This is a genomic window from Phascolarctobacterium succinatutens YIT 12067, from assembly GCF_000188175.1.
GTDB classification, from domain to species: domain Bacteria; phylum Bacillota; class Negativicutes; order Acidaminococcales; family Acidaminococcaceae; genus Phascolarctobacterium_A; species Phascolarctobacterium_A succinatutens.
The window spans coordinates 1-4,077 of the sequence record NZ_GL830923.1 but is presented as its reverse complement, the minus strand read 5'-3'; the positions used below and the strand labels follow the sequence as shown (position 1 = coordinate 4,077).

Here is a 4,077-nt window from a genome sequence, read left to right as displayed (position 1 = left end):
TCTGCTCCCTTTAACCACTCGGGAACCCATCCGTTTGCGACAAAAAGAATTATACAGGATTTAGGCCCGTTTGTCAACAGCTTTTCATAAATTTATTTGCATTATTTTTAAAAACAGATGTAAGCCGCATCGCTAAGCTATTTTTCGACACTGGAAAGCTTATCCAGGCTATATTCTCCGGACCAGACAATGCTTCTGTATTTTGCCGGCGCTGTATCACCTTCAGTAGAAATACACAGCACAACAGAGCTTTCATCAAGCTGCAGAAGAGAGTTGGCATGTACGTCACTACGGCCCAGCAAGGCAAAGCCCAGCCCTGCTGCGCCGCTTTCACCTGAAACAATGGCAGTATCACCACTTAATGGATTACCCAACACGCGCATGCCATAGGCAGCAAATTCATCCGGCATAGAAGCAAAATTATCTGCATAGCGCCGAAGCATATCCCAGGCAAGACTGCAGGGCTCACCGCAGCACAGACCGGCCATAATCGAATCCAAAGCACCTGTTACATTATGAAGCCTTCCATCATCAGCCTTGGCCGTTTTGAAAATGCAGTCCGCCTTTTCAGGCTCTACTATAGTGATAATCGGTTTGTCTGCTTTATAATAGTCAGCCAAAAAAGCTGCTACAGCACCGGCCATAGCGCCCACTCCGGCCTGCAGAAAGACATGCGTCGGACGCACTCCCTGCAGCTGCTGCACTATTTCATAACCCATAGTAGTGTAGCCCTGCATAATATGTAGAGGCACATCCTCATAGCCTTCCCAAGATGTATCCTGTACCATGATGCCGCCGCATTCAGCAGCTATTTTTCTTGCCATACGCACAGTATCGTCATAGTTGACATCCGTAATATATGCTTCGGCTTCGAAATCCCTGATTGCCTCCAGACGCGCAAGCTCTGTTCCCTTAGGCATCAGCACGATAGCCTTCTGCTGCAGACGGCTGGCAGTCCAGGCAACGCCTCTGCCATGATTGCCGTCGGTAGCAGTAACAAAGGTCAGCTCGCCCAGCTTTTGTTTTACCTCAGGTGCCATAAGCTTGTCATAGGTAAGCTCCTCCACAGGAAGCTGCAGACGCTTAGCAAGCTCGCAGGCAATCGCGTAGCTGCCACCCAAAACCTTGAAGGCATTCAGGCCGAAGCGATAGCTTTCATCCTTAACATAAATATCCTTAACACCGAAAAGCTTGGCCAGGTTTTCCAGACGCACTAAAGGCGTAACGGTATATTCGGGAAAGCTGCTATGAAAACGGCACACCTTCTCCGCCTGCTCATAGCCATAATGATTAACAACGGAAAGATTGTCTTCCTTCTGTTGATGCAGATAATGTATTAATTCAGCCATCGTCCCGCTCCTTATTTTGCCTGCAAAAGCGCCAGTCCGCGTGCAAACTTGCTGCGTTCTTCCGCACGCAGCTCCACCTGTGACGCTATTCTTTCCCTAAGCTCCAGCAGCACATCCACAGTACCGCTCATAAGCTCAAATTCAACCTCATCAATGCTGTCGCTTTTTTCACCGCAATGAATTGCGCCCTTATCTATCGCCAGCTCAATTACAGCACCGGCATAATCCAGAATATAGGTTATGCGTTCTACATCAACCGTAAACAAAGCTCTGACTCCGGCAGGAGCCAATTCGCTAAGCTCGTAACCCAGGCCAAGAGCTGCAAAGCCGTTCAGCTCAGGCTTTGCTTCTGCCAGCGGCAGATTCAGCTCCAGACGTTCGCTCAGACCATCCTTGCTTTGTTTGGAGGTCTTTACGGTCGCTTCAAAGCTGCAATCGCCTTTGTCGCGTACACGGTAAGCAATACCATGCTGCGTCAGCGCCATATCCGCAGTATCGTAATAGGTGCTTACCAGACGGCGCTTTTTGTAGCTGTCCGGACGCATGGCCTGCTGCATAAAATCCAGCTGCAGCATTTTCTCCAAGCCTTCTCTGCTGAGCAAAAGCTTTAATTCAATCTCTGTATTCTTTACCATTATTATCACTGCCTTTACCGAAATTTTTTAAACTGCCCAACGCCTGCGATGCCGAATTTTTCTGCCACCACACCAACGGTATACCAAAGGCCAGCAGCGTTACAGCCAACGCTGCATAAAAACGCGGCGTACCGAAAGCATCTGCCAAAAAGTTATAGGCAATAGCCCCCGGAAGCATACCGAGAACCGTTGCTGCCGCATAAATTTTAAACGGCAGGCGCACACTGCCGGCAATAATACTCACCGGATCATATGGAAAAATCGGCACCGTGCGCAAAATAATCATCTTCTTAAAGCTGCCGCTGCCTACAAGATAATGTGTCAGCCGTTCACCCCAGCTGCCGCCGAAGTTGCGCAGCAGCCAGCTGCCGCCGCCGAAACGTCCCAAAAGATAACAAAAGCTTGCACAGCCAAAGCCACCCAAAAGCAGAAATAATATTCCCCACCACGGTCCGAACAGCACGCCTGCGCTTAAATTCAAAAGCAGCGTCGGGAACAAAAGCAACGGGCGAATCGTATACACCGCCACATAAATCAACGGCGCCCACACGCCAAAGCCCACAACCCAGCGGCGGATATCCTCGGCACTGTGCGGATGCGGATTATACGGTGATTCATACAAGCCATACAAAATTGCTCCCAGCACCAGCAGATAACCCAGCACGCGCAAAAATAAATATAGATATTTTTTCTTCATATAAACCTCTGATTTTCAAACTCTCATCTATTATACGGCGTTTAGAGGACGTTGCGCAAGCAGTATTGCCAAATAGTTTGGTAAATGTAAAAAGGCCGTCACTGCACCACTTGAACCACTTGAACCACTTGAACCACTTCATTTGGTGCAAAAAGAAAAAATGCGCCACTAACCATAATATATATCCCTGTAAGTAAAGTCTTCGTAAGGGTTCAAAACCTTTATTTTATGTTATTTACAGCTATTTTAAGGCTCTTTTATTTATATTATATTAAAATCTTCGAACCCCTCATTTTTTAGCAAAAATGCTGAAAAAAGTGGTACAACTGGTGCAAGTGGTGCAAAAACAAGATTGAGCTGCAGAAACCGGGATTTTACTCAACCTCTATCAATCTGCTGTAAAAGCCAACATTATGCTGCAGGATTTAGGCTTAACCCCCTTGTTCAACAGTAAGGAATAATCCTTCACATCTGCAAAATAAATGTGAACGCCTTGACTTTATTATCTGTTCATATGATAATAATAGTGTGAGAAGAAATTGTTTATCTTTCAAGACTGCCGCGAAGGCAGCCAATTTACAGAAAGCGGTGATACCATGATTTTTAAATTTGAAGCGCAAGCCCCCAAAATTGATGAAAAGGCCTATGCCTTTAATACTGCCACCCTGATTGGCAAGGTTGAGCTTAAAGAGTACGCCAGCGTTTGGCCAGGCGTTACTATCCGCGGCGACGTTAACCGCATCGAGGTTGGCCGCTACAGCAATATCCAGGACAACAGCGTGCTGCACGTTGCTGATAACTACGCCTGCATCGTCGGTGATTATGTAACTGTAGGCCACTGCGCTCTGCTGCATGCCTGCACCGTTGAAGACCACTGCCTCATCGGCATGCATTCTACCGTACTTGACGGCGCTGTAATCGGCCACGGCTCTATCGTTGCTGCCGGCGCCGTTGTAACCAAAGGCACCATTGTTCCGCCGTATTCCCTGGTTGCAGGCATTCCTGCCAAGGTTATCAAAACTTTGGACGAAAAAGGCATTGCTGCTATCCATGCTCAGGCACTGAAATACAAAACATTGTGGACCGAACGCTACGGCCTGCTGCCTGATAATGACGGCGAACGCTACCACGGCGAGCAAATCGTTTAATTATCAAAAACAGAAGCCTGACAATGTCCTCTGATTAAGAAATGCGTAAAAATTTTTAATCAGGTCACGCTTCATTAATAGTGCAAAAAAATCCCGTTGCACGGCGCAAGTCTGTGAACGGGATTTTTGCTTACAGCAAACACTTAATCTCATAATCAAAAAAGCCATCTCCGTATTCCTCAAGAACAACGGAGATGGCTTTTCAGCTTCAAATATATGCATTAGTCCATTACTTGTGGTTGGGTCGA

At 47.1% G+C, this 4,077-nt stretch carries 4 protein-coding genes; 1 reads left to right on the top strand and 3 read right to left on the bottom strand.

Annotated features, from left to right (window positions below; translation table 11 throughout):
- Positions 1–137: 137 nt before the first annotated feature.
- Genes dpaL through HMPREF9443_RS10400 form a run of 3 tightly spaced genes read right to left on the bottom strand, consistent with a single transcriptional unit; the run spans position 138 to position 2,681 of the window.
- On the bottom strand, positions 138–1,349 hold the full coding sequence (gene dpaL / locus HMPREF9443_RS08235) for a diaminopropionate ammonia-lyase (RefSeq protein ID WP_009146125.1): 1,212 nt from the start codon (positions 1,347–1,349) through the stop codon (positions 138–140).
- An 11-nt stretch (positions 1,350–1,360) separates the two neighbouring features.
- Positions 1,361–1,984, bottom strand: coding sequence for a CYTH domain-containing protein (locus tag HMPREF9443_RS08230; protein ID WP_009146124.1), 624 nt, complete (start codon positions 1,982–1,984; stop codon positions 1,361–1,363).
- A complete protein-coding gene (locus HMPREF9443_RS10400; protein WP_009146123.1) occupies positions 1,962–2,681 on the bottom strand; it encodes a TVP38/TMEM64 family protein in 720 nt (239 codons plus the stop codon). Before HMPREF9443_RS10400 ends, HMPREF9443_RS08230 begins: the two co-directional genes overlap by 23 nt.
- A gap of 596 nt (positions 2,682–3,277) precedes the next feature.
- Between HMPREF9443_RS10400 and HMPREF9443_RS08220 the strand changes: the two genes are divergently transcribed.
- Positions 3,278–3,829 (top strand): gamma carbonic anhydrase family protein, encoded by a 552-nt coding sequence (locus HMPREF9443_RS08220; protein WP_040565341.1) that lies wholly within the window; start codon positions 3,278–3,280, stop codon positions 3,827–3,829.
- Positions 3,830–4,077: the final 248 nt, after the last annotated feature.